The organism is Sphingomonas sp. GW821-FHT10F09, from assembly GCF_058809195.1.
The window spans coordinates 65470-90906 of the sequence record NZ_JBXASI010000009.1 but is presented as its reverse complement, the minus strand read 5'-3'; the positions used below and the strand labels follow the sequence as shown (position 1 = coordinate 90906).

At 65.5% G+C, this 25437-nt stretch carries 20 protein-coding genes; 6 read left to right on the top strand and 14 right to left on the bottom strand.

Features of this window, described 5'->3' with window-relative positions; all coding sequences use genetic code 11:
- Positions 1 to 15: 15 nt before the first annotated feature.
- On the top strand, positions 16 to 825 hold the full coding sequence (locus AC1RTO_RS18820; RefSeq protein ID WP_493162369.1) for a glycosyltransferase family 2 protein: 810 nt from the start codon (positions 16 to 18) through the stop codon (positions 823 to 825).
- Positions 822 to 1946, top strand: coding sequence for a glycosyltransferase family 4 protein (locus AC1RTO_RS18815; RefSeq protein WP_493162368.1), 1125 nt, complete (start codon positions 822 to 824; stop codon positions 1944 to 1946). The genes AC1RTO_RS18820 and AC1RTO_RS18815 overlap by 4 nt, the downstream gene beginning before the upstream one ends.
- Here the strand turns inward: AC1RTO_RS18815 and AC1RTO_RS18810 are convergent, their stop codons facing one another.
- The 5 genes from AC1RTO_RS18810 to AC1RTO_RS18790 form a co-directional block, all read right to left on the bottom strand.
- Entirely contained in the window at positions 1947 to 3299 is a 1353-nt protein-coding gene (locus tag AC1RTO_RS18810) for a hypothetical protein (RefSeq protein WP_493162367.1), read from the bottom strand.
- A complete protein-coding gene (locus AC1RTO_RS18805) occupies positions 3296 to 4513 on the bottom strand; it encodes a tetratricopeptide repeat protein (protein ID WP_493162366.1) in 1218 nt (405 codons plus the stop codon). The genes AC1RTO_RS18810 and AC1RTO_RS18805 overlap by 4 nt, the downstream gene beginning before the upstream one ends.
- A 3-nt stretch (positions 4514 to 4516) precedes the next feature.
- A complete protein-coding gene (locus AC1RTO_RS18800; protein WP_493162365.1) occupies positions 4517 to 6667 on the bottom strand; it encodes a GumC family protein in 2151 nt (716 codons plus the stop codon).
- A gap of 79 nt (positions 6668 to 6746) precedes the next feature.
- Positions 6747 to 7442: a polysaccharide biosynthesis/export family protein gene (locus tag AC1RTO_RS18795; protein ID WP_493162364.1), complete on the bottom strand. Its 696-nt coding sequence runs from the start codon at positions 7440 to 7442 to the stop codon at positions 6747 to 6749.
- A gap of 74 nt (positions 7443 to 7516) precedes the next feature.
- A complete protein-coding gene (locus AC1RTO_RS18790; protein ID WP_493162363.1) occupies positions 7517 to 8935 on the bottom strand; it encodes an O-antigen ligase family protein in 1419 nt (472 codons plus the stop codon).
- A gap of 849 nt (positions 8936 to 9784) precedes the next feature.
- On the opposite strand from AC1RTO_RS18790, the gene AC1RTO_RS18785 reads away from it, so the two are divergent.
- Positions 9785 to 10804 carry a site-specific integrase gene (locus AC1RTO_RS18785; RefSeq protein ID WP_493162362.1) on the top strand — a complete coding sequence of 340 codons (1020 nt, stop codon included), beginning with the start codon at positions 9785 to 9787 and terminating at the stop codon, positions 10802 to 10804.
- A 232-nt stretch (positions 10805 to 11036) separates the two neighbouring features.
- Here the strand turns inward: AC1RTO_RS18785 and AC1RTO_RS18780 are convergent, their stop codons facing one another.
- Entirely contained in the window at positions 11037 to 11276 is a 240-nt protein-coding gene (locus AC1RTO_RS18780) for an antitoxin VbhA family protein (RefSeq protein ID WP_493162361.1), read from the bottom strand.
- Between the two features lie 308 nt (positions 11277 to 11584).
- On the opposite strand from AC1RTO_RS18780, the gene AC1RTO_RS18775 reads away from it, so the two are divergent.
- Positions 11585 to 12211 carry a hypothetical protein gene (locus AC1RTO_RS18775; RefSeq protein WP_493162360.1) on the top strand — a complete coding sequence of 209 codons (627 nt, stop codon included), beginning with the start codon at positions 11585 to 11587 and terminating at the stop codon, positions 12209 to 12211.
- Positions 12212 to 12285: 74 nt separating this feature from the next.
- Here the strand turns inward: AC1RTO_RS18775 and AC1RTO_RS18770 are convergent, their stop codons facing one another.
- The 8 genes from AC1RTO_RS18770 to AC1RTO_RS18735 form a co-directional block, all read right to left on the bottom strand.
- Positions 12286 to 12972 (bottom strand): response regulator transcription factor, encoded by a 687-nt coding sequence (locus AC1RTO_RS18770; protein ID WP_493162359.1) that lies wholly within the window; start codon positions 12970 to 12972, stop codon positions 12286 to 12288.
- On the bottom strand, positions 12972 to 15665 hold the full coding sequence (locus tag AC1RTO_RS18765) for a DUF4118 domain-containing protein (RefSeq protein ID WP_493162358.1): 2694 nt from the start codon (positions 15663 to 15665) through the stop codon (positions 12972 to 12974). Before AC1RTO_RS18765 ends, AC1RTO_RS18770 begins: the two co-directional genes overlap by 1 nt.
- Entirely contained in the window at positions 15662 to 16234 is a 573-nt protein-coding gene (gene kdpC, locus AC1RTO_RS18760) for a potassium-transporting ATPase subunit KdpC (RefSeq protein ID WP_493162357.1), read from the bottom strand. Before kdpC ends, AC1RTO_RS18765 begins: the two co-directional genes overlap by 4 nt.
- Positions 16235 to 16331: 97 nt before the next feature.
- On the bottom strand, positions 16332 to 18365 hold the full coding sequence (kdpB, locus tag AC1RTO_RS18755; protein ID WP_493162356.1) for a potassium-transporting ATPase subunit KdpB: 2034 nt from the start codon (positions 18363 to 18365) through the stop codon (positions 16332 to 16334).
- A gap of 13 nt (positions 18366 to 18378) precedes the next feature.
- A complete protein-coding gene (gene kdpA / locus AC1RTO_RS18750) occupies positions 18379 to 20082 on the bottom strand; it encodes a potassium-transporting ATPase subunit KdpA (RefSeq protein ID WP_493162355.1) in 1704 nt (567 codons plus the stop codon).
- Positions 20083 to 20096: 14 nt separating this feature from the next.
- Positions 20097 to 20186, bottom strand: a complete 90-nt coding sequence (gene kdpF, locus AC1RTO_RS18745) for a K(+)-transporting ATPase subunit F (protein ID WP_041864902.1) — start codon at positions 20184 to 20186, stop codon at positions 20097 to 20099.
- A gap of 106 nt (positions 20187 to 20292) precedes the next feature.
- Entirely contained in the window at positions 20293 to 21150 is an 858-nt protein-coding gene (locus tag AC1RTO_RS18740) for a TorF family putative porin (protein WP_493162354.1), read from the bottom strand.
- Positions 21151 to 21278: 128 nt separating this feature from the next.
- Complete coding sequence (locus tag AC1RTO_RS18735) at positions 21279 to 22046, bottom strand: DUF4198 domain-containing protein (RefSeq protein WP_493162353.1); 768 nt, start codon at positions 22044 to 22046, stop codon at positions 21279 to 21281.
- 84 nt (positions 22047 to 22130) lie between these two features.
- On the opposite strand from AC1RTO_RS18735, the gene AC1RTO_RS18730 reads away from it, so the two are divergent.
- Both AC1RTO_RS18730 and AC1RTO_RS18725 read left to right on the top strand, forming a co-directional pair.
- A complete protein-coding gene (locus AC1RTO_RS18730) occupies positions 22131 to 24410 on the top strand; it encodes a TonB-dependent hemoglobin/transferrin/lactoferrin family receptor (protein WP_493162352.1) in 2280 nt (759 codons plus the stop codon).
- 11 nt (positions 24411 to 24421) lie between these two features.
- Positions 24422 to 25390, top strand: coding sequence for a DUF6607 family protein (locus AC1RTO_RS18725; protein ID WP_493162351.1), 969 nt, complete (start codon positions 24422 to 24424; stop codon positions 25388 to 25390).
- Positions 25391 to 25437: the final 47 nt, after the last annotated feature.

The following is a 25437-nucleotide window of genomic DNA, read 5'->3' as shown; positions in this document are numbered from 1 at the left end:
CAGCAGGCCCACCTCATGACCGTCAGTATCGTCACCATCTCGTTCAACCAGTGTTCGTTTCTGGAAGAGGCGATGCTGTCCGTACTGGATCAAATCGGTGCGGACATCGAATATATCGTCGTCGATCCGGGCTCCACCGATGGTAGCCGCGAACTGATCGAGCGGTATCGCGACCGTATTGACCACGTCATCTTGGACCCCGACACCGGCCCCGCCGACGGGCTCAACAGGGGGCTGGCCGCCGCGACGGGCGAGATATTCGCCTATGTCAACGCCGACGATGCGCTGATGCCCGGCGCTGTGGCCGAAGCGGTCGCGGCCTTTGCCGAGAATCAGGGTTGCGGCGTCGTCTATGGCAACGGCTGGGTCATCGATGCCGAGGGCCGCCGCGTCCGCCGCATCCTTTCGAGTGCGCGGATGACGCCGAACCTCTACGTGCGCGAGCAGGTCATGATCGTTCAGCAGGCCTCGTTCATCCGGACGGCGGCCCTGCGCGGCGTCGGGGGGTTCAATGTTGCCAATCGCACCTGCTGGGACGGCGAAGCCTTTTTGCAGATGGCGCGTGCCGGGGTGCGCTTCAAACGCGTTTGGCGCGATTGGGGGCTGTTCCGGCTGTATCCGGGATCGATCAGCGGCGGTGGCCAGTTGTTTGAACGCTACAAGGGCGACATGGACCGGATGTTCGCTGACGTGAACGGACGCCCCCCCGCCGCGCTCGAAAAGAGGCTCCGTCCCGCAGTGCGCCTCATGCGGCAGGTCTTGGATCCCCGCGCTCTGGCGACCAAGATTGCCCATCCCCTCTTCAAAAAAGGCAAAACTAGATGACGATGGGCAACATTGCGTTCGTCTGCGACAATTTTGGCCCGATCCATCTCGACCAGTGTAGCACGCTCGATGCGGCATTGCCGCCGGGTAGCCGGGCGATCGGGCTGGAGCTGTTCGCGGACAGCGACGTCTATGGCTGGGGTCAGAACGACACCAACCACTTCACGAAGCTCACGCTGGCCAGTGGCGAAGAGCGGGGACGTATAGGCACGCTCGCGATGACACGTAGGATCGTCGCCGCCTGCGTCAGGCATAACGTCCAGGTCGTACTGTTCGCACATTACGAACGCCCATATGTCTTCCTTGCCGCATGGACGTTGCGACTGCTCGGCCGGCGCACGCTCATCATGTCGGATTCAAAGTTCGACGACTATACACGTTATCTCTGGCGCGAAGTCGGCAAGCGCATGATGATGTCGCCCTATACCGGCGGGATCGCAGCCAGCCTGCGCTGCGCCGACTATCTGCGGTTTCTGGGCATCGACCAGCGCAATATTCGGCTCGATGCCTATGCGATCGTTCCTGAACGTGTGCGCGAGGCTGCGGACGTGGCGCCGGCGCCAGATGGTGTGCCCTTTGCCGAACGAAACTTCGTCTGCGTCGCGCGGCTGGTCACCAAGAAGAACCATCTGGTGCTGCTTGATGCCTATGCCCGCTATCGGAACGATACGGCTACGCCGCGGCGCCTGATCCTGTGCGGGTCGGGACCGATGGAGGCCGAGATACGCGCGCATATGGATCAGCTCGATATCGCCGACATGGTCGATATCCGAGGCAATCTGTCCGCGGCAGAGGTTGCGCACGAACTAGGCCGGGGGCTTTGCTTGATGCTGCCCAGCATTTCCGAGCAATTCGGAATCGTAGTGATCGAGGCGCAAGTGATGGGCCTGCCGACCATCCTGTCGCTGAACTGCGGCGCACGGGACACGCAGATCGACAGCGGTGTCGAGGGGTTCCTGATCGAAAGCGACAACCCCGAAGGCATGGCGTTCTTCATGGGCGAGCTGGCGTCGGACGAGGCGCTGTGGCGGCGCATGTCTGAAGCGGCGCTGCGCCGCGGCAATCAGGCACATTCGGCAAGGTTCGCCAAGGCCGCGATCGACCTCGGCGGCTTCGCCTGATCACCTGGTCAACCCGCCAGGCGTAGGCGAGGGGGGGCTGGCCCGTCGCACATCTTGCCGCTGCGTCAGCCCCAGCGATCGCAGTGCGGCGAGCATGATGCAGATCTGTGCCGGTACCAGAAATCGCGACGAGGTGCCGAACGGTGAGAACGGAATGTCCCACAACAGGCTGAAGCCAGCGATTGTCACGAGCACGTTGGGAAACATGTGTTGCTTGAGGATAGCGTAGAGCGCCCTCAGGGTCAGCAAGATCAGGTAGATCCAGATCGGCACGCCGAGAATGCCCGCTTCGACCCAGGCACCCAATATGTAGGAATGGGTTGGAATGAGATAGCCAAACGTCGCGATATAATAATCCACCGGCGCCGGCAGCCCCAGTTCCGCCAATCGGGTGAAATAAAGGCGGACATAATACGGGTCCTGCGCCCATGACCCGTGCCCAATAATCGGAGAATCGATGATCGCTTGGACCGATACCAGCGATTCCGAGCGTCCCGCCAGCAACAGGCCGCTGTGTCCGCCACTCTGAATAGTGTATTTGATCTGGGCAGCGAAGCCCAGATATCCGTTCGCCGCCATCTTGCCGTATATGATGGTGAGCACCTGGACCAAGCCGATACCCATTCCAGCAAACGCCGCGAACGACACGGGCGTGACGTAGCGCACCGCCCTGTCGTTGCGTGATACGATCGCGGCGAACGCGCTGTAGGCGGCGGCAAGGCTGCATACGGCGAAAGTGGAGCGGGAATCCTTCAGCAGGGCAAGGAGGGCGATCGCGCCGATCAGCATGCTCGGGAGCAACCCGCCAAACGCCTGGCGGATCCTAGAGATCGAACCAATTGCGCCGGCCATCAGCAGCAATCCCCCGCCGGCGCCGAACTTGAAGGCATCCATTTCGGTAAAGTCGCTGGGGTTGATGATCGTTCCAACGATGGCGACGAAGCCGCTGCAGAAGAAATAGGGTGCGAGAACCCTGATGCGTCCGCCATCGGACAATAGCCATAAGGTCGTCAGATGGATGGCGAACAGGCCGATGCGCGACCAGCCGCGCAACAGATCTGCGGTGACGGTCCCCAGATAGATGTCGGTAATGACTGCGCCTAGCAGCCATAGAAGGATCAGCAGCACGCTGGTCTTGATTTCCGCTAGACGCGCCTGCGCAGGGCCCATCGCCAGCAACATCAGCAAGAGTACGGGATCCAGCATGTCCTGCAAGAGCAGGACACCGACGATCTTGACTTGGACAAGCTGCGTCAGCGGCAAAACTGCTGCGATGATGACGAACAGCGTGTCGTATGGCGATCTGGGCCTTTCCGCGCGTTGTATGACCAGCGCCGATGATCCTTGCGTCATTGAAGCGGGCGTACCGAAACGTCGTCGATCCAAGACACTGTGTCATGATGGATCGGCGAGGTGGCGATGCCGAATTCCAACCACTGCCCTACGCAGGATGTAGGTACGGTGACGTCGCGAGAAAAAGACAGCCGATCGACGGTGGCGTTCGCCAGTGTCGCGCCCCCGTTGACGGCGCAGCGCAGCACAATGCGGGGGCGGCTGGCGGGATCGTCGGGCAGGTCGCCGGCGCGCAGGCCGATCCGATAGCGACCGGGACGCAGCAGCAGCAATTGCTGCGCGACGGTACCCGATTTGCGCGACGTCGCGACGAGCGACAGCGCGAACTGTCCGGTCGCACCTGCCCGCGCCTCGCGCGTAGCGGCCAGCTCTTCGCTGTCGGTCAGCTTCCAGTCGAACGGCGGCAGATTGCCCTCCGTCTCGAAACCGCCATTGACGAGGTTTCCGATCAGCTCAGGGCGTGTGCGCTGCGCCAGCCGCAATGCTGTATCGGCGTGGCCGGTCATTGCCAGTTTGTCGATCACCGCGCTGAGCCGCCATCCCTCCGTGGCCTGTTCGGGGTGCAACGCAAGGGCTTGGGCAACAAGGGCCGTCGGTTCGGGATCCCCCGAGGCGATCAGCCCGTCGAGCAGATCGGGCCACCACACCGGACGCTGTGCCATCATCCGGGCCAGCGGCCGGGCGACATCGCGATTGATGGAGGCGGGTACGAGGATGGGGATCAGCGTGTCCGCCATCGCCGGTTTCGTGGTCAGGGCCCGATCGTAATGGGTGAGCGCCGTGGCGATGTCCCCGCGGGCGACGGCGAGTTCGATCAGCGCCAGTTCGGTCGCAATGTCTCGGCGGCTCAGACGTTCGGCAAGGTTGAGCAGGCGCACCGAATGGGCCGCCTGACCGGCCTGTGCGACTAGGAACGCCAGCGAACGCACGGCGCCGATGCTCGTCGCATCGCGGGCGATGATCGCTTTGGCTTCCGCAATCTGTACGTTTCGGCTGGCCCGGTCGGTGCCCGTAAGCAGATGGGGGACCAGCGCCGCCACGCGTCGATCCACGGTCTGGAACGGCGATGTCCCGACCGCCGTCACGAACGGCAGGGTCAGCACGAACACGGCGACGGCCAGGACCGATGCGACCGCAAAGCCGATCGTCATCTGCACGGCGGAGGGGCTGGTTGTCCCGCGCGACAGGTCAGTGCGCATTCGGTCGACGGCCAAGATCTAGCCGTCCTTCGCACCGTAGGAATGACCGTAGCCATAGCCGTACCCATAGCCATAACCATAGTGCGAGCGCTTGTTGTCGAATTTGGTCAGCACTGCACCGACGATGTTGCCACGCGATGCCTTCAGGCGCTCGATCGCCGTCTCGGCCGACTTCTTCGACGTCCGGTGTGCTTCGATGATGAAGACGTTGGCGGACACGCGGCTGGCGATCGTCGGCGCGTCGGCCAAGCCCATGACCGGCGGGGCGTCGAAGATGACGTGATCGAACCGCTGCGACAGCTCGGAGATCAGCCGGTCAAACCGTTCGCTGGCCAGCAGCTCCGGCGAACTGGGCGGACGCGGACCAGCGACTAGCACGAACAGGCCCGACTGGTCGAGCGGCCGTATATGCTCCAGCACGCTGTCGTCGCCGGCCAGATAGTTGCTGAGGCCAATGTCGTTTTCCAGCGTGGTCAGGTGATGCAGCGATGGCGACCGCATGTCGGCATCGACCAAGATGACACTCCGCTGCGTGCGGGCGATCGCCGATGCCAGTGCGAAGCTGGTCGTGGTCTTGCCTTCGGCGGGCTGTGAGCTGGTCACGGCGAGAACCCTGGGCACGCCATGATCGGTCGAGAACGACAGCCGGGTAAGCAGCGAGACATAGGCCTCGCTGGTCATCGATTTGCGATCGCGCAGCGCGGTGATCGGTTCCTCGCCGATCAGCTTGGGGATGGCGCCGAGCAAAGGAACCCGCAGATCCTGTTCGACCTCGATCGGATCGCTGATCGATTGTTCGATCTGTTCCATCGCCCATGCGGCGAGTACGCCGAGGCCAAGGCCGGCGACGAGCGCGAGCAGCATGTTGACGAGCGGACGCGGACGCGACGGACGCCGCGGCGTTTCTGCCGGATCAACAACGGATATATTGGTCGCACCAATGCCGCCCGCCACGCCGATCGCCTTGTAGCGTTGCAGCAGAGCGTCATACAGCTGACGGCTGGTGTCCGCATCGCGCTGGATAATATTGTACTGGATGCTCCTGCGACGCAAGTCGAGAACGCCAGACTTCAGCGAATTGACGTTGGCCCGCAGCGCATCCTCGCGCTCGCGTGCGGCATCGTAGGTCGAGCGCAACGTGCCGCCGATCCTGTTCTCTTCGGCCTTTAGCGTTTCGTCAAGACGCTGGATCTGGTTCTTCAGTGCGGCTGCAGGTGGATAACTGGGCTCAAATTGTGACATCAGGCGCGCATATTCGGCGCCCAGTTCCGCCCGACGTTGTCGCAGGCCAGTGATCGTCTGATTGGTCAATGCTTCAGTCGTGCTAGCGGAACCCGACCCTAAGCGACTTTCTGCCTTGATGCGGTCGGCGGTCGCTTGGGTCAGTTCGCGGTTAAGACTGGCTAGATCGTCGCCCACCAGCGAGCGCTCGTTGCTCGACCCATCTGCCGACGAGCCGCCCGGTAAATTGACGATGCCCTGTGCGGAAGCGTAGTCAACCAAGCGCCGCTCGGATGCATCGATCCGGGTGCGCAACTGCGCGAGGCGGCGTTCCAAAATGCCGCGGGCATAGGACGTCGCATCCATCCGCCGTTCGAGCGTCGCCTCGACGAAATTGTTCGACCAAGCATCGACAATTTTGCGCGACAGGTCGGGATTGGCGCTTGTGAAGCGCAGCTCAACTAGTCGCGACATGCGGCCTGGGTTGACTTCAAAATGCGCCAGCAGCAGTTCACCGGCAATGCGAACCCGCAGGTCGCGCGTGCTGGCGCCCGGGATTGGCGTCCTGCCGCGGAACCAATCTTCGGCCAGCCCGGAATCAAACGTTGCAAAGAAAGTCGGATCGTCGCTCAGTCGAAGGTTAGTTGCGACACGTTCGGCAAGCGCGCGGGACTGCAAAAGGCCATACTGCGTTGCGTAGAATTCTTGGTCGAGAAAACCGCCTTTTTGGTCGGCACCCTGCACGTCGGCAAAATTGCCCGTTTCCCGCTGAATTTCGACGGTCGATGTCGCCGTATATTGCGGTTTCATCAGCAGCGTAACGATGAGGCCGAGCGTTAGGCACAGCGCGACCGCACCGACGATGATCCACTTGCGGCGACGCAAGATTGTCAGCAGCTGGGTCAGAAACGAGCCTTTGCGATCGTCAATCAGGTCGGACTGCGCCATCGGAGCGGGATAATAGTGTACTGCGTCCGATACGTCGGGAACGTTGTCTATAGAGGTCATGACAGTCTTTTTGCCGCCGTTAGTTAAGAATGGCGACGAGAGGCGCGGCCAGCAATGCCGAGCTTGCCACGACGCGCTGGAAAATCCGCGCGCTACCGGATTCACCTACCGATACCACGTCGTTCGCAAAAACCTCGGGATCCTCGTACATGCCTTGGCGGATGGCGCGCAGGTCGTACAGCGCCGCCATCTGCTTGCCATTCACCTGCCGGAACACGACGATGTGATTAGCATTGGCATATTCGTTCAGCCCCCGCGCCGTTGCGACCGCGCGAATCAACGTCATGCGACCAGTTACGGGATAGAGACCGGGCTGCTCGACCTCGCCCTCTACGGTGATCGTTTGGTTGACTGTCTCTGTGTTGACCGTGACTTCCGGGTTACGCACGTACCGTCCCCGCAATCGCTCCGCGATGGCCGCGGCGAGCTCTGTGGCCGTCTTACCGGCAGCTGGCACGATGCCCACAAGCGGCAGGCTGACGACGCCGCTGGCATCGACGTTCACGGTTCGGCTGATCTCGGGTACGCCGTAGACGTCAATCGACACCCGGTCAAAAGGACCGACGACGTAAGAGCGGCGTTGGACGATCAGATCGGCACGATCGGGGGGGGGGAGCTCGTTCTGAACGACGGTCGTCAGTTCCGGTCGACCAACGAACTTCTCGCTGGCGCAACCTCCGGCCAGAGAACAGGCGGTAACGACCGCCAAAATCATTCGAGATTTCATGAGGAAGACGATTTCCAGGGACAGGAGCGATCAGAAGATAAGGTCGATTAATTTTCCACGATCTACCCGCGTCTGCCATCAAGCGCAACCGCGCTACTGCGTCGCTGCGGGGATGACGACCGCGTCGTTGACCGGCTACCGACATCGGCGAAGGCGACCGCGAACACCACAACAACGTCCATTAGGGGGGTGCGCAAAGGATAATCGACGAGGCTTGCCAGCATCGTCAGAACAATCATCGTGGCACCCGCTTGAGCACTGGCGGCCAATGGCCCGGGCGGTGCCGTCATTGCATTGCGGCAGAGCCGGATCACGAAAACCACAAAGGCGACTAGTAGCAATGCCGCTGGCAGCCCACCGGTTAACAGCAGCTCGAACGGTTCATTGTGGGCATGGTTGAAATAGGTAGGGGATAGCGCCCAGTCCGGTTCGATCTGGCGAAACATATGGTCAAAGGTTCCAAATCCGGATCCAAACGGAAAATATATAGCAATTGCCGAGAACATGACCGGTGTGAGTGTGACGCGTTTTTCTGTGGCCAACTCGCTTGTTGTTTTAAACAGGCGTTCAAAGGCGATGCCTTTAAAAATTACTGTGGCCGCAAGAATGGAAGATATAATTATGATACAAACCACGATAGTAATTATCATGCTTCGTTGCCGCCACAGTGGCTTGGAGTAATTAAAATTAAAGTTACGCCAAAATATTGCGCCCGATAAAGCTGCAGAAAGCACTGATAATGCAAGTCCGGCTCTGGATCCTGTTGCGATAATCATAACAAGAATAAGCAAAGAGCCGGTGCCAGAGATAAAAAAACGAAAGAGACGATTGTTCTGCGATGATTTATTTCCTTCTTTCAAAGACCAGGCGCTAAACAGCGGTAAACCAAATGTGAGCAAGAGGGCGTAATGGTTGCGATTGGAGAACATTCCCACCGCTGTGTTTTCATTGGACTGACGAAAGAATATAAATGAGGTGTCGCCACTTGCGATCTGCATGACGCCAAGTACCATACTGAGGAGCGTCAGGATGAGCAGGGGGCCAATCAATGATCGACGTGTGCGGCTATTCAGTGGCGCGACAACCGCCAAGGCTGCCAAGGCCGGGATGCAGGCTAGTAGCGCATTAAGCGTCGCATCTGGAGAAATGCTGATGGGGCGCCACACTGTCGGCACGCCTGCTGCGACGCCAATAGTTGTGATAAGATCGTGTCCAGGTAGGTGGCGCCAGAGGAAAGGGGGGAGGGGAATCATTTGGATCGCGATCCAAGCGATAAGCATGGCAATTAATAGCGCTGCCGTGTTCAAGCCCTTAAATTGGTGGCGAAAGAAGAATAACGCGGCAATGCCAACAAAAGCCAATACAGGGCGAACATAAAGCAGAGACAGAACGTTGGGCCAAGACGATCCACCGCCAAGAGCAGCTACCAGTAGTACGACCCATGCCATAAGTACGCGGGGCTGGGTGTCGCGCAGTATCATACGAAAAATCATTGCGTTCGCTCAATAGTAATGCAACATGCCTGACATATTTATCCCCATTTCGCAATACTATTATAGTTCATCGCTTGTCCTCGACGAGACGGGCTGTGGACTCAGTGATTATAATTAATCATCGGCATGATAGATTATAGATATCACTTATTTAATAGAAAAAGGAAGGGGGTCACGTATTTTAATAGAGATTATGATGATATTGAGTGTTCTGTTGTCAGTGCTTTAAGTGGTAAATTATTTAAAATATATTATATGACGATAACCGAGGGTTCGTGCAAGGAGCAATGTCTTCGGGTCTGTCGCGCTAATATTTTTTGCTAGAGTGGCTATCTTACGAAGCGTTAGCTCGTTGACCTCGATGTACTCGTTTCTCCCACGGCGGCGCCGCCTTCTTCGACCCTGTCCTTCAAGTTATCTGTAGCAAGGTGAAGCGAGAGGCGCTTTGTCCTTATGGCTGATCGAAACCAAATTTTAGCGATGAACTCCAAACGGTCAAGCACGAGCCCGGCCTCTCCCATTGTCTCTTTAAGTGCGACGGTTTCGGGTGCGAAGGCATCTAGATGCCTGCACCATTAGGCAGTTCCACTTGACAGAGCCTGAGGCGGACCCGGTCGTCATAAATCAGATTTTCGGTGAGAATTTTCATATCCATTGGCGCGTCATGAATGACGTCACGGCATAGGCAAAGCGCCTACCGCGCTGAATACCGCAGGCGTGCGTATGGATGCCTCGGCTCAAAAGGCAGAACCCAAAAAGAAACGCCTAACTGTCCGATAACAATGATTCTCGGACACAGGGCTGGCGCAGCGAAAACGGCCGTGGCAAACGAAACACATGGCCGCGCTCCCCCCGCTGATCGATCCGGACGATCCTGCGTATGAACCGATCCTGCCGGTCCCGATCGTCCAACCTGCGCTCCCGGCGATCCTCAACGAGAAGATCGAGCGCGCCGCTGCCTATGCCAAAGCGGCGCGATCGAGCGCGACGCGGCGGGTCTATGATTCCGACTGGGCGATCTTCACCGCCTGGTGCGTAGCGCATGACCTCGTCGCGCTGCCGGCCAATCCGGATGTCGTCGCCGTGTTCGCGAGCGACCAGGCGACGGCGGGGCTCAATCCCGCGACGATCAGCCGGCGGGTCGCGGCGATCGGGCATCATCATCGCACGGGGGGCCATCCGGCGCCGACCGCGATGCCGACCGCGGGGCGGCTGGCGGAGGTGCTCGCCGGTATTCGTGCGGAGCATGGCGGGGCGAAGAAACAGAAGCGGCCCGCCGATGCTGCGGCGCTGCGCAACCTGCTGGCGGCGATTGAGGGCGACGGCCTGCGCGCGGTTCGCGATCGGGCGATCCTGGCGGTCGGCATGGCCGCGGCGCTGCGCCGGTCGGAAATCGTCGCGCTCGACGTCGCGCATGTCGGCATCGTGCCGGAAGGACTGCGGCTGACGATCACGCGGTCGAAGACCGACCGGACCGGGCAGGGCGCGGTGATCGCGATTCCGGAAGGATCGCGGATCAGGCCGAAGGCGCTACTACTCGCCTGGATGGCTGCCGCAGGGCATCAGGAGGGGCCGTTGTTCCGCCGCCTGTCGCGCAGTGACGTGCTGACGCCGGCCGCGATGTCGGATCGCGCGATCGCTCGGCTGGTGCAGCAGCATGCGGCGGCCGCGGGCTATGATCCGACGCAATTCGCAGGCCATTCGCTGCGCGCCGGCTTCCTGACCGAAGGGGCGGCACAGGGGGCGACGATCTTCAAGCTGCAGGAGGTCAGCCGGCACAAATCGGTGCAGGTATTGTCCGATTACGTGCGCAATGCCGAGCTGTTCAAGGATCATGCCGGCGAGCGGTTCCTGTAGCCGCGTCGCTCGATACCGCCTGAATTTTTCGATCCGCCGCCTGTCGTGGTGTTGTGATCGGCCGATGCCGATACGCTCAGTGTCAGCGCATCACGGGCGTGATCGTCGCGCGCAATCCGTCACTGCGTTTCCGCGCTCGATGGTTCGAATATCATGCTCGGATCGGCACAGGCGAACGGCATATGCGAACCTCAAATGGCGTCGGATGGGGTGCAGAGAATCTGCCGCACGTTTAATCCTCCGGGCCATGCCATGATCGTGCAGTCTCGGACGCCAGGATCGCCGTTGTAAGCCCATCGCTTTCGATCTGTCCCGCTACATAGCGCGCATTGAGGCGCTCGATTTCGTCCGTAAGATGCCCGCCCTCGAGGCGTACCGATCCCCGCGCAAAGTCTATCTCGCGCTGACGTCGTACTTGCTCGGCCTGACGGGTGACGGGGTGATCGGCGAAGAATGCTATCGGCGCGGTCAAGGTAATGTCTCAAGATACCAGGGCGGCGAGGCAAAGCGGTCGAATGTCGGACATGGCGCGATCCTGGGTCCGGAACATGTACCACGTTTGCCCGTATGAGGCGATCCGGCACCGCATTCCGCCATCACTTGGATATCCGAAACCGGTCCGTCCCGCGACCATCCCTGCACGCTGTTTGGGTTTCTCAGGTCCCCACGGAAACCTGCCCCCCACTCCGCGTCCATGCCAGTTTCCCGCGTGCTGGTGAGATGTTTGCTTCGGTGGATTCGTGATGTCCGAGGGATGGCAGGATATGCCTCCTGGCACCGATGTATTACACCGGCTCCGACGGACCGCTGCACGGGGCTTTGCACAACATGATGGTCAGCCTGCGATTGAAGGACGATCTGGTTGCCGAGATCGACCGCGTGGCGCATGCGAACGGGCAATCGCGCAGTGCCTGGATGGCCCAGACCCTTGCCCGCGCGGCACTCGCCCCGGAGAATGACGCTTTGCCGATTCCCGCGACCTTCGCGGGAGGGCGGGCGGACGATCATGTCCGGGTCACCGTGCGGATGGATCGCAGCGAGCTGGAAGCGATCGACACGGTCGGTGGATCGATGCGGCTCACGCGAACCGAGTGGATCAAACGTACGTTGCGCTGGCAGCTCTGGGACAAGGCGGGGGTTTTGCGCTTAGCACCGGCGACCCAGAGCGAGCTCGGCAAACTCCGCAAGGAGGTGCTGAGGATCGGCCGCAACATCAACCAGGCGGTGCATGCCATGAACGCAGCCAACCAGCCCGGAAGCGCGCTGGACATCGCCCGGATCGCCGGACCGTTCATGGCAACGTGCGGGGAGTTGAAGGATCTGCTGACGACTGTGCGGCGCACCTGTTCATCGTGCATCGGCGCGGAGGTCGCGTATTGGACGGATCACAGCTGGACGGACACATGAGCTCCTCAGGCGCGTGCCGTCATCATCCGCCGGGCCGGTCCACACCCTGATCCGGCGGTGACGTACCGGGCGCCTCAGCCGTCCGGTTTCAGTCGGTATCCCACCCCCAGTTCGTTGGCGATCACGCTGCCCACGGCTGCCGGCGCTTCCAGTTTCTGGCGCAGGTTGCGCACGACGATGCGGAGATATTCGATGCGCGGGTCGTCGTCGCCGGCCCAGGCGGTGGCGATGATCCGGTCGTGGGTGACGACGCGGCCGATGTGGCGGGCGAGAACCGCGAGCACGTCATATTCCTTGCGGGTCAGGTGGATCTCGTCGCCGGCGCGCCGGACGAGGCGCCGGTCGAGATCGATGACGAGGTCGCCGCGCTGGACGATGTGCTGCGTCGCCTCCGACACGCCGCGATGGCGCAGGGCGGCGCGCAGGCGGGCGAGCAGCTCCTGCGTGTCGAACGGCTTGGTCACGTAATCCTCCGCGCCGAGGTCGAGCGCGGCGACCTTTTCGTCGGTGGCGTCGCGGGCGGAGACGACGAGGATCGGCGCGGTGAGCTTGCTGCGCAGCTGAGGGATCAGGCCGAGCCCGTCGGCATCGGGCAGGCCGAGGTCGAGCAGGATCGCATCGGGTTCGTCGGCGATCGCGCGCAGCATCGCCTCGCACGCGTCGATCGCGTCGACGACGCCATAGCCGGCGCGCTCCAGCGTGTTGCGCAACAGGCGGCGGATTGCGGGTTCGTCGTCGACGATGAGGATCCTGGCAGGCATCAGATGGCGGGTTCCGGGGGGTGGCGGACGATCAGCGCGGCAGGGAAGACGAGCGTGAAGACCGCGCCCTTCTCGCCGCTCCCGCTCCCGGCCGCGCCGTCCCCGTCATCGCGGTTGGCGGCCTCGACCGCCATCCCCATCGCCTCGGCGAAGGCCTTGACGATGGCGAGGCCGAGGCCGGTGCCGCCCGCGGCACGGTCCGATCCCTCCAGCCGGCGGAACGTCTCGAACACCTCCGCCTCGCGGCCGGGCGGGATGCCGGGGCCCCGGTCGCGGACCAACAGGCGCAATTCGCCGAAGCGGTGACGGCCCTCGACGACGATCGGCGTGCCGGGGTCGGCGTAGCGGCCGGCATTGTCGAGCAGGTTGAGCAGGCAATGATGGAGCAATTGCGGGTCGGCGCGCACCAGCGGCAGGTCGGGGGGCACGTCGAGGCGGACCGCGTGCCCCTCCAGCGCGGCCCGCGCATCATGCGCGGCGCCGGTCACCGCATCGCTGAGGTCGGTCGCCTCGACCGCGAGCGTCAGCGCGCCTGCCTCGACCCGCGCCATGTCGAGCAGATTGGCGACGAACCGGTGCAGCCGCGCCGCCTCGCTCTCGATCGTCGCGATCAGCTGCGGCGTCGCGCCGTGGTGGAGCTGCGCCGCGGCCGCGATCACCGCGGTCAGCGGCGTGCGCAGGTCGTGACTGACCGAGGAGAGCAGCGCGGCGCGCAGCCGGTCGCGGGTACGCACCGCGTCGAGATCGCGCATCTCATGCTCCAGCCGCAACCGTTCGAGCACCAGCGTCGCCTGTTCGACGAGGCTGGCGAACAGGGGCAATTGATCGGAGCGCAGCGGGTCGCGGCCGGATTCGCGTGCCAACCCGAGCACGCCCAGCGTGCGGTTGCCCGCGACCAGCGGCTGGAAGAACCAGCCCGAGGCGGCAAGCGTCGCCGAGCCGCGCCCGGCGGGCTGGCCGGTGTCATACGCCCATTGCGCCGCGGCCGTCTCCATCGTCTCCAGCCGGTGATCGGCACCGTTCGCCGCCTGCACGACGAGGCCGGTCGCCTCCGGCACCAGCAACAGGGTGCGCAGGTCGAACAGCCGGCCGATCTCGACGCAGATCGCCTGCGCGACCGCTTGATCGTCGCCGAGCCGGGTCAGCTGGCGCAGGAAACCGGCGAGCGCCGCATTGGCGCGCGCACTGGCACCGGCGAGGTCGGCCTGCGCGCGCACCCGCGCGGTGAGATGGCTTGTCGCCACCGCGACGCCGAGCAGCACCAGCACCGACAGGACGTTTTCGGGATTGCTGATCGTCAGCGTGGCGGTCGGCGGCAGGAAGAAGAAATTATAGGCGATGCTGGAGGCGAGGCCGGCGAACAGCCCGGTGCGCAGGCCGAACAGGCTGGCCGCGGCCATCACCGGCAACAGGTAGAGCAGCGCGATATTGCCGAGGTCGAGGATGTGGAACAGCGCACTGCCGAGCGCGGTGATCGCCAGCACCATCGCGCCGGTCCAGGCATAACCGGTCCATCGGCCCCATTGCCCCGACAATGGCCGATAGGTCGGCTGGCGCGTGGGCGCGGCGGGCATCGGCAGGACGTGGACGGCGATATCGGGCGTCTCGCGCACCAGCCGGTCGACGATCGAACCGTGGCGCAATTCGAACCAGCGCGACCGCTGCGACTTGCCGACGATCAGCTGGGTCGCGCGTGCCTCCGCGGCATAGGTCTTGAGGCCCTCGAAGACGCTGGCGGCGGGGACGGTGGCGACCGCGCTGCCGAGCTGCGCGGCGAGCTTCATCACCGCGGCGAGGCGGCGGTGCTGCTCCTCGCCGAACCCCTGCGTGCGCGGCGTCTCGATGAACACCGCGGTCCAGGGGGCGTGCAGCGCGTCGGCGATCCGCTTGGCGGCGCGAACCAGCCCGTCGGCGCCGGGCAGTTCGCTGACCGCGACGACGACGCGCTCGCCGCCCGCCCAGGTTCCGCCCATGCCGAGCGCGCGGACATGCTCGAGCATCTGCGTGTCGACCGCCTGCGCGGCGCGGCGCAGCGCCAGCTCGCGCAGCGCCGACAGGTTGGTCCTCGAAAAGAAGTGCGACAGTGCGCGCGTCGCCTCCTGCGGCAGATAGACCTTGCCCGCCTGCAGCCGCTCGATCAGCTCGTCGGGCGGGATGTCGACGACCTCGACCTCGGCCGCTTCGAGGATGCGGTCGGGCAGTGTCTCGCGGACGCGGACGCGGGTGAAGCCGGCGACGACGTCGTTGAGGCTCTCGACATGCTGGATGTTGACCGTCGACCAGACATCCAGCCCTGCGGCGAGCAGCTCCTCGACATCCTGGTAGCGCTTGGCGTGGCGGCAGCCGGGGGCGTTGGTGTGGGCGAGCTCGTCGACCAGCACGAGCGCCGGCGCGCGGGCGAGGATGGTGTCGAGGTCCATCTCGCGGATCATGTGGCCTTCATAGGCGACGGCGCGGCGCGGCACGATCTCGAAGCCGTGGGTCAGCGCCTCGGTCTCGGGCCGGCCATGCGTCTCGACCACGCCGATGACGACGTCGAGGCCCTCACGCCGGCGCGCGGCACCTTCGGACAGCATCTCGAACGTCTTGCCGACGCCGGGGGCGGCGCCGAGGAAGATCTTGAGGCGCCCCCTGCCCTCCTGCGCGGCATGGCGCAGCAGGGCGTCGGGATCGGGGCGCTCGGCCGTGTTCATCGGCGGGTGGCGGCGTCCAGCGCGCGGTTGAGCGCGAGCACGTTGACGTGGCGGTCGCCGAACGCGCTGTCCGCGATACCATCGGCGACGAGCGCGCGGACGCGGGCGAGCGGCAGGTCGCGAATGCGGGCGATGCGCGGCGCCTGCGCATAGGCCGCGGCGGGCGACAGATCGGGGTCGAGGCCAGACCCGCTGGCGGTGACGAGGTCGGCGGGCAGCGGCCCGCGGATGCCCCCGGCATGCTGACGGGCGACGTCGGGGGCGACGCGGTCGACCAATGCATGGGATGCGGGGCCGAGGTTCGATCCCGACGAGGCGAGCCCGTCATAGCCCTTGCCCGCGGCGGACGGACGCGTCCGGAAATAACGGTCCGACACGAACGCCTGGCCGACGACGGTCGAGCCGATCACCCGGCCATTGGCGGTGACGAGGCTGCCGTTCGCCTGTGCCGGGAAGAGGGCCTGTCCGATGCCGGTCATCGCCACCGGATAGCCGATCCCCAGCAAGGCTGCGAACAGGATCGTGAGGACGAGCGCGGGACGGACGGCGGTGGTGAGGTCGGAGGTCATGAGAGGGTCCTTGTTCGGGTGTCCAGCGCGGGCCGGACCAGCTGGACAGCGAAACAAATCGGTAGAGCCGAAGTGTCGACATGTTGGAATGTCGATATCACGCCAGCCCCAGCCCGCCGACGGCGAGGTCGATCAGCTTGATCCCCGCGAACGGTGCGAGCAGGCCGCCCAATCCGTACACCGCGAGGTTGCGCGCGAGCAGTGGCCCCGCCGCCATCGGGCGATAGGCGACGCCCTTCAGCGCCAGCGGCACCAGCGCCGGAATGACGAGCGCGTTGAAGATGATCGCCGACAGGATCGCCGATTGCGGCGAGCCCAGCGCCATGACGTTGAGCACGCCGAGGCCGGGATAGAGCGCGACGAACATCGCCGGGATGATCGCGAAATATTTGGCGACGTCGTTGGCGACCGAGAAGGTGGTGAGCGCCCCGCGCGTCATCAGCAGCTGCTTGCCGAGCCCGACCACCTCGATCAGCTTGGTCGGATCGCTATCGAGGTCGACCATGTTGCCCGCCTCGCGCGCCGCCTGCGTGCCGGTGTTCATCGCCACGCCGACATCGGCCTGCGCCAGCGCGGGCGCGTCGTTGGTGCCGTCGCCGCACATCGCGACCAGCTTGCCCGCCTGCTGTTCCTGGCGGATCAGCGCCAGCTTGTCCTCGGGCGTCGCCTGCGCAAGGAAGTCGTCGACCCCCGCCTCTGCCGCGATCGCCGCGGCGGTCAGCGGATTGTCGCCGGTGATCATCACCGTGCGGATCCCCATCACGCGCAGCGCGCCGAAGCGTTCGCGGATGCCCGCCTTGACCACGTCCTTGAGGAAGATCGCGCCCAGCAGCCTGCCATCCTTCGCCACCGCCAGCGGCGTGCCGCCGGCGCGGGCGATCGCGTCGGTGATGCGACGCAGTTCGGTCGCCGCGGCGGTCTCGCCGAGGCCGGGATGCGCGCGCAGGATCGAATCGACCGCGCCCTTCTGCACCAGCGTGTCGCCGATGCGGACGCCCGAGATGCGGGTCTGCGCGGTGAAGGGGATGACCTCCGCGTGCGTGGGCAGCGCCGTCGTGGCGATGCCGCGCTCGCGTGCCAGCACGACGATCGAGCGACCCTCGGGCGTTTCGTCGGCGAGGCTGGCGAGCAGCGCCGCCTCCGCCATCTCCGCCTCGCCCGTGCCCCCGACGGTGCGGAATTCGCTCGCCTGGCGGTCGCCGATCGTGATCGTGCCGGTCTTGTCGAGCAGCAGCACGTCGATGTCGCCCGCCGCCTCGACCGCGCGGCCCGACTTGGCGAGCACGTTGAAGCGGACGAGGCGGTCCATGCCGGCGATCCCGATCGCCGACAGCAGCGCCGCGATCGTCGTCGGGATCAGCGTGATGAGCAGCGCGGCGAGGATCGCGACCGGGATCGATCCGCCGGCGTACGATGCGAAGCCGGGGATGGTCGCGACCGCGATCAGGAAGATGATCGTCAGCCCGACGAGCAGGATGGTGAGCGCGATCTCGTTCGGCGTCTTCTGCCGTTCGGCGCCCTCGACCAGCGCGATCATCCGGTCGAGGAAACCCTGACCCGGGTTGACCGTCACGCGCACCCGGATGCTGTCGGAGATGACGCGCGTGCCGGCGGTGACGGCGGAGCGGTCGCCGCCCGCCTCGCGGATCACCGGCGCGCTTTCGCCGGTGATCGCAGCCTCGTTGACCGAGGCGACGCCGGCGATCACCTCGCCGTCGGACGGGATCAGGTCGCCGGTCTCGACCAGCACGACGTCGCCGATCCCCAGCCGGCTGCCGGGAACCAGCTCCCAGGTGTCGCCGACCCCGGTCAGCAGCTTGGCGCGCAATTCGGCCTTGGTATCGCGCAGGCTCGCCGCCTGCGCCTTGCCGCGTCCCTCGGCCAGCGCTTCGGCGAAGGTGCCGAACAACACGGTCAGCCACAGCCAGACGACGAGCTGGAGCTTGAACCCCAGCGTCAGCCCGTCGGCGCCGAGGCCGAGCAGCAGGGTGAGCAGCAGCGCGACGCAGGCGGTGACGAACATCACCGGATTGCGCACCAGCTGGCGGGGATCGAGCTTGCGGAACGCGTCGCGGATCGCGGGAACGATCAGGTCGGCGGTGAACAGCGATGTGGCGGTCGAGCGGGCCATCGGTGGCGCTCCCTCAGGACAAGGTGCCGCGGATCATGCTGAGATGATCGGCGATGGGACCGAGCGCAAGGCTCGGCAGGAAGGTGAGGCCGCCGAGCACCAGCACGATGCCGACGAGCAAGCCGATCCACAGGCCGCCGGTGGTCGGGAACGAGCCGGCGCTGACCGGCGTGTGCTTCTTGGCGGCGAGGCTGCCGGCGATCGCCAGCATCGGCACGATGACGAAGAACCGCCCGACCCACATCGCGACCCCGAGCAGGCCGTTGTAATAGGGCGTGTTCGCGGTCAGCCCGGCGAAGGCGGAGCCGTTGTTCCCGACCGCGCTGGTAAAGGCGTAGAGGATCTCGCTGAAGCCGTGCGGGCCTGTGTTGAGCGGTCCGGCGAGCCCCTGCCCCAGCACCGACGACACAGCGGTGAGGCCGAGGATCATCAGCGGCAGCACGGCGATGGCGAGCACCGCCAGCTTGACCTCGCGCGCCTCGATCTTCTTGCCGACATATTCCGGCGTGCGACCGACCATCAGCCCGGCGACGAACACGGCGAGGATGGCGAACAGCAGGAAGCCGTAGATCCCGGCGCCGACCCCGCCGACGACGACCTCGCCCAATTGCATGTTGAACAGCGGGATCATGCCGCCCAGCGCGGTGAAGCTGTCGTGCATCGCATTGACCGCGCCGCAGGAGGCGGCGGTGGTGACGACCGCGAACAGCGACGAGGCGGCGATGCCGAAGCGCACCTCCTTGCCCTCCATGTTGCCGCCCGCGACGCCCAGTTGGTGGAGCACCGGGTTGCCTGCGGCTTCCTGGGCATAGGTGACGGTGACGCCGGCGAGGAACAGGATCAGCATCGCCGACAGGATCGCCCAGCCCTGGCGGGTGTTGCCGACCGCCTTGCCGAACGTCCAGGTCAGGCCGAAGCCGATCAGGAAGATCGACAGCATCTGGACGAAATTGGTGAGCGCGGTCGGATTCTCGAACGGGTGCGCGCTGTTGGCGTTGAAGAAGCCGCCCCCGTTGGTGCCGAGCATCTTGATCGCCTCCTGGCTGGCGACGGGCCCTAGCAGCAGCGACTGTTTCGCCCCCTCCAGTGTCGACACGTCGACGACGCCGGCAAAGGTCTGCGGCACGCCGCTGGCGATCAGGAAGAGCGCATAGACGATGCTGACCGGCAGCAGCAGGTAGAGCGTGACGCGGGTGACGTCGGCCCAGCAATTGCCGATCGCCTTCGCTTCACGCCGGGCGAAGCCGCGGAACAGCGCGAAGGCGAGCGCGATCCCGGTCGCGGCGGACAGGAAATTGTGGATCGTCAGGCCGAGCATCTGGCTGAGGTTCGACATGGTCGATTCCCCGCCATAGCTCTGCCAGTTGGTGTTGGTGGCGAAGCTGATCGCGGTGTTGAACGCGAGATGCGGACTGAGCCCGGCGAGCCCCTGCGGATTGCCCGGCAGCACGCCCTGCAACCGCAGCACCGCATAGGTGAAGGCCATCAGCACGACGTTGAACGCCAGCAAATGGACGGCATAGCGGCGCCAGCCCTGCTCGGCGTGCGGATCGATCCCGGCAAGGCGGTAGAAACCGCGCTCGACCGGGCCGAGCACGGCATGCAGCGGGGTGCGGCGGCCTTCGTAGAGCGCGAACAGCCACAGGCCGACCGGTCTGGTCAGCGCGAGCAGGATGGCGACGAAGCCGAGGATCAGGCACCAGCCCTGGAATGTCATGGGTTGCGCTCCCTTCAGAAGCGTTCGGGGCGGATCAGGACCGCCACCAGATAGGCGAGCAGGCCGAGCGCGGTCAGCGCCGCGAGCCAGAGGTCGAGGGTCATGGCGGGGTTCCTATGCGTCGTCGCACAGCCGGGCGTAGGCGAGAGTCGCCGCCACCAGCCCGAACATGACGAGAATCCAGAGCAGGTCCTGCATTTCCAGGCTCCTTCAGAAGGCCACGGTCAACGCGACGAGCGCGGTACTGCCGGCGATGCTGCCGCTGCCGTCCTGGCCCTTGCTGAAGCTGGGGCGCAGATAGGCGGATTCGCGCGCGGAGATGTCAGTGTCGACGTAGGCGAGCGACAGGGTCAGGTTGCGCCACGTCGCGTCGGCCCCGAGCGACCAGTCCCAATAGTCCCCCGTCGGCGATACCGCGGTGGCATTGGGGCCGAGGCCGTCCTGCCCGCGGCTGTGGCCGATATGCGCCCTGGCGGTGAACGGCGTCCCCGCCAGCGCGACCGCGCCGTCGCCCCACAGATAGAGGTTATCGTCCCTGTCCCCCGGATCGGTGTAGGTGCCGGCCGCGGCATCGGCGCCGGTGGCATACCACCGGCCGATCGCCTGCTGCCGGGGCGCATAGGCGACGCCGGCGGTTAGCGTGGCGGGGCCGGTGGTGCCGGTGAGCTTGACGTACGGCTCGGCGAAGTCGGTCTTCGCCGCGCCGCCCGGGTACATGTACCAGGTCAGCCCGACGTCAAGCGTCGCGTTACCGGCGACCCTCGCCTTGTAGCCGCCGATCAGGTCGAGCTCCATGTTGGCGCCCCCGAACGTCCCCCAGCCGGCGAGGTTCGACGCCCACATGCCGCCATAGACGCCGCTGGTATGCGCGAGCGTGATCCCGCCCTGCACCGCCATCTGCCGGTCCGACTGCGACACGCCGCGGAAGCGATAGTCGGAGACGATGGCCGCCGATCCGCTGACGGTGATCGCGGCCGGTGGCGCGACATCGCCCGCGGCCGATTGCGCCTGCACGGCGGACGGCAGCAAAGCCAACACCACCCCGACCGCGACAGATAGGATATTCATGAAACGCCCCGCTCGTACCTGTGAGGGGCATGCGATTAGGCGCGTCGCGCGTAGCAATGCGAGAGCGATTCCGGCTCATTGCATAGTGCGCGCGTATAGCTGGAACGGTCGGCGTCCGGTCGGGCCCCTCAACCCGCCTCGAACGCCAGCGTCGTGGTGTAGCTCGCGTGCACGCCGTCCGGGCCGGGCGTGGCGGGGCGGTGGCGGACGAGGAGGAGGTAGCGGCCGGCGTCGGGGGCGGTGATCGCGACGGTGCCGGCCGCGTCGGTGGTGGCGGATGCCGGCTGTTTGCGGCCGTCGTAGAGGCCGGCTTCGCGGAACAGCGCGACGGGGACGCCGGCGAGCGGCTTGCCGTCGTAGAGGACGGCGATGCGGAGCGCGGTGCCGGGCGCGATCGCGGTGGGGTCGGCGAGCGGGTGGATCTCCAGCGCCTTGCCGCGCGGGGCGAGCGCGCCGCGTTGCGTGCCGGGGCGGCCGCGCAGGACATAGGCGTCGGCGAGCGTCATGCTGCGCACGTCGACCAGCGCCGCACCCGCGGGCGGCGCGGCGCCCTCGCCTGCCATCGCCCAGCCGGCGCCGATGCGGTACATTTTACCCATCCGGCCGGCGCGCTGGCCCGACGACAGGCGGTAGATCCCGTCCGCTGGCAGCGCCGCCTCGGCGAGCGTGCGGTCGCCGGCGAGCAGCGGCGCAGCGAGACGCGTGGTCGTGCCGTCGGGCGCGGTGACCTCGAACGGCGCATCGCGCATCGCGACCTCCGGACGGAAGGCATCCTCGGTGAACGCCGCCTCCAGCGTCACCCGGTCGCGGCTGCCCGCGTCGAACAGCGCCGGCAGCAGATAGGGCATATGCGCCGCAGCAGGAGCGGCGAGCAGCGCGGTTGCCGCCAGAACCATCGTCGAAACACGCATCGCAAAACCCCTCTTGATAACGCTAGTGATTCTCAATAACTGATGTCGCATCAAAGGGGAAGGCATATGATGATCGCTCACCTCCTGCGCGGCACGGCCGTTGCGGGGTTTCTTGTCGCGGCCTCGCCGCTTGCTGCGGCGCCGCTGGCCGAAGGGCCGCGGGGCGAGGCGGACGGCGCGCGGACGCAGGTCAGCGTCCAGCCCGCCGCGGACACCGATGGCACCGATAGCGTCACCGACATCACCGTCACCGCGACGCGCGGCGAGAAGCGGGTCGAGGACGTGCCGCAGACGGTGTCGGTGATCGATGCGAAGGCGATCGACGACCGCCTCGTCACCGACATCAAGGATCTGGTCCGCTACGAACCGGGCGTCGCGGTGCGGCGCGCGCCGGCGCGCTTCACCGCGGCGGGCGCGGCGACCGGGCGCGACCGCGACAGCGGCTTCAACATCCGCGGGCTGGAGGGCAACCGCGTGCTCATCACCGTCGACGGCGTGCGCGTGCCGGACGGGTTCAGCTTCGGCGCGCAATCGGTCGGGCGCGGCGATTACGTCGACCTCGACCTCGTCCGCTCGGTCGAGATCCTGCGCGGGCCGGCATCGGCGCTGTACGGCAGCGACGGGGTGGCGGGCGCGGTGAGCTTCATCACCAAGGACCCGCAGGATTTCCTGCGCGACGGGGCGGACGTCGGAGGCGGCGTGCGCGTCGGTTACGACGGATCGGACGATGCCTGGACCAAGGGCTTCGTCGTCGCCGGGCGGCAGGGCGACGTGCAGGCAATGGTCGCCTATACCCGCCGCGACGGTCATGAACTGGAGAACCGCGGCGCCAACGCCAGCGCCACCACCGATCGCACCGCGCCCAATCCGCAGGACGTGGCATCGAACGCACTGCTCGCGCGGCTGGTGTGGACGCCCGACGATCACAGCCGGGTGCGCGCGACCTACGAACGCTTCGCCTCGGCGGTCGATACGAACGTGCTGAGCGCGATCGCCAAACCGCCGCTCGCCGCGACATCGGTGCTGGGGCTGCGCGCGCACGACACGGTGGCGCGCGACCGTGGCACGATCGACTATCGCTACACCGGGTCCGGTTTCGTCAGCGGCATCCGCGCCGCGGCCTATTATCAGGACAGCGGCACGGTGCAGACCGGCTGGGAGGATCGCAACACCGCGGCTGACCGCATCCGCATCAACCGCTTCGACAACCGCGTCTATGGCGGCACGCTGCAGCTGGAGAGCCGCACCGCGACCGGCCCCCTCACCCACCTGTTCGCCTATGGCGCCGATTACTCGCACACCCGCCAGACGGGTGTGCGAGACGGCACGGTGCCGCCGGCGGGCGAGACCTATCCGACCCGCGCCTTTCCGACGACGGACTATGCGCTGATCGGCGTGTTCGCGCAGGACGAGATCGCGATTGGCGACGGGCTGCTGACGCTGTTCCCGGCGATCCGCTACGACCATTACCGGCTCGATCCGCAGGCCGATCCCTTGTTCACCACCTTCAGCCCGAGGAAGCAGAGCGGATCGAAGTGGACGCCGCGGATCGGCGCGGTGGCGAAGCTGGTGGAGGGCGTGCGCCTGTTCGCCAATTACGGGCAGGGCTTCAAGCCGCCCGAGCCGAACCAGATCAACAACGGCTTCGCCAATCTGGTCGCCAATTACCGCTCGATCCCCAACCCCGACCTGAAGCCCGAGACGAGCCGCAGCATCGAGGGCGGCGTGCGCCTGAACGGTGCGTATTGGTCGCTGAGCGGCACCGCGTTCAGCAGCCGCTTCCGCGACTTCATCGATCAGGTCCAGGTGTCCGGTGCCTTCACCGCGGCGAACCCGGCGGTCTATCAATATATCAACCGCGGCCGGGTGACGATCGAGGGGCTGGAGGCGCGCGGGGAGCTGCGGTCGGCGCCGGGCATCGGCATCCGCGCCGCGGCCTCCTATGCCAAGGGGACGATGCGCACCGCGGGCGTTGCCGGCACGCAGCCGCTCGACAGTATCGAGCCGGTCAAGCTGGTCGCCGGCCTGTTCTACCAGCCCGACGGCGGGCCGTTCCGCGCCGAGGTCGCGGCGACGCATTCGGCGGGCAAGCGACGGTCGGACACCAACAACAGCTGCAACACCGCGACCACCGCCTGCTTCACGCCGGACGGCTTCTGGGTGTTCGACGCGACCGCGAGCCTGCGGGTGATGGAGGGTGCGACGGTACGCGCCGGCATCTTCAACATCACCGACCGCAAGTATTTCTGGTGGAGCGACGTGCGCGGGCTGACCGCCAGCTCGACCATCCGCGACGCCTTTTCGCAGCCCGGGCGCAACGCCGGCGCCTCGCTCAGCCTCAGCTTCTAAAGGACATGACCATGACCCGCTATCTCCTGGCCTTCGCGCTCGCCGTGTCGCCGGTTGCGCTCGCCGCGTCGGCGCACGCCCAGACTGCCGTTCAGGCCACCGCCCAATATGGCGATCGTACCCGCGACCATGCCGCGATCCTCGCCATGGCGGGCACGTTCAAGGTGACGTTCGACATGCGCGAGACGACGCCGCTCGTCGCCGGCTACACGCCGTTTCCGGCCAAGCTGAGCGGCGGTCACGAGGTGGTGCGCGTGCTGGTCGACACGCCCGATCGCGTCGTGCTCCAGCATCTGCTCGTCGTCGCGGACGGCAACGGCAAGACGATGGTCATCAAGCACTGGCGGCAGGACTGGGTCTACGAGCCGACACGTATGCTTGTCTACACGGGGCCCGGGCGCTGGACGCAACACGCGGTGCCGGAGGTGGAGCGGCGTGGCGCCTGGGCGCAGACGGTATGGCAGACCGATGATTCCCCGCGTTACGGCGGGATCGGCCGCTGGCGCTACGACGATGGCGCGACGCGCTGGACCAGCGACGAGACCCGCCGTCCGCTCGCCCGCCGCGATGCGACCCGCGGCGTGCCCTACGATCATTATGTCGGCACCAACCGCCATGTGCTGACGCCGAACGGCTGGGTGCACGAACAGGACAATGCGAAGATCGGTGCGAAAGACGGCCGCCCGGTCACCTTCGTCCACGAGTATGTCGTCAACACCTACGTCCCCGCGAGCGATTTCCCGGTTGCCGCGGCGGAGGCCTATTGGGCGAAGACCGGAGAATATTGGGCCGCGGTCCGCCGGCAATGGGATGCGGCGATCGATCGCCGGCGCGGCGTGACGCTGGGCGAGGTCGCCGACACCGGATCGGCGACCGCGCACGAACTGATGCTGCTGGCGGACGATCTCGTGTCCGGCGAAACCACGACCGCGGCCGCGACGCAGGAGGCCGCAACGCTGATCGACAGGGAGGCGCGCTGACGGCGTCCTCCGCACGCAACGGCTCGCCGCAGGTTAAACCATTATGA